Origin of the sequence: Dyadobacter sp. BHUBP1 (assembly GCF_050587785.1) — a bacterium.
GTDB lineage: Bacteria > Bacteroidota > Bacteroidia > Cytophagales > Spirosomataceae > Dyadobacter.
Map to the genome: position 1 here is coordinate 1 of NZ_JBOBIH010000066.1, position 262 is coordinate 262.

The 262-nt window shown below is 58.0% G+C and carries 1 protein-coding gene; it reads left to right on the plus strand.

Features of this window, described 5'->3' with window-relative positions; genetic code table 11:
• A partial coding sequence (locus tag ACQ4MZ_RS31665) for a hypothetical protein (RefSeq protein WP_430852043.1) occupies positions 1–262 on the plus strand: 262 nt, incomplete at both ends.

Below are 262 nucleotides of genomic sequence, written 5' to 3' on the forward strand. Positions count from 1 at the left end.
TGCCCCTGCTGTGACAGGTTGCCCCTCACTGACGGCCAGTATGCTTTCGCCGGTCAACAATGCCAGCGTGGTAGGAACGGCCAGCACGACGACTGCTGGCAGGGTGATCACTGCCCTGAGCGTCAACACTTGTGTCCCGACAGGTACCACGGTCACCAGCGTAGAAATCTGGGCGTCAACTACCTCGGATACATTCCATAACCTGATGGGCAAGGCAATCGCTGATGCCAGCCAACCCGGTGTTTACAAGCTGTTGGCTGAG